Below are 277 nucleotides of genomic sequence, written 5' to 3'. Positions count from 1 at the left end.
CACTGGGTCTGTGTTTGTGGTCTGTGATGGTTGTTGAGCGGAAACAGAGGCACCATTCACATATCTTGCACTGTCGCTTGGGGTCAATGCTGCGATGGCTGCCGGAAGAGCTTTATCTGCTGTTGCGCTCTCGAAGCGGTAAGTTGCTTGATACTTCTTAGCTTCAAAGGCCCATTTTCCTACAAACTCAACATCGGATTTGTTCACGACTGCGCTAGCTGCGTCATAGCCCTTGAAGGTCCATGTGCCATCATTCACTGGGTCTGTGTATGTGGTC

General features: G+C 50.2%; 1 protein-coding gene. It reads right to left on the bottom strand.

All coding sequences use genetic code 11. The annotated features are described in order from the left end of the window. Nucleotides 1–277, bottom strand: a 277-nt coding sequence (locus A0739_RS10540) for an SHIRT domain-containing protein (protein ID WP_231082592.1), incomplete at both ends; no start/stop codon positions are given.

The sequence above is a fragment of the Streptococcus oralis genome (assembly GCF_001588645.1).
In the GTDB taxonomy this organism is placed as follows: Bacteria; Bacillota; Bacilli; order Lactobacillales; family Streptococcaceae; genus Streptococcus; species Streptococcus oralis_AB.
This window is presented reverse-complemented; position numbering and strand designations above follow the sequence as displayed.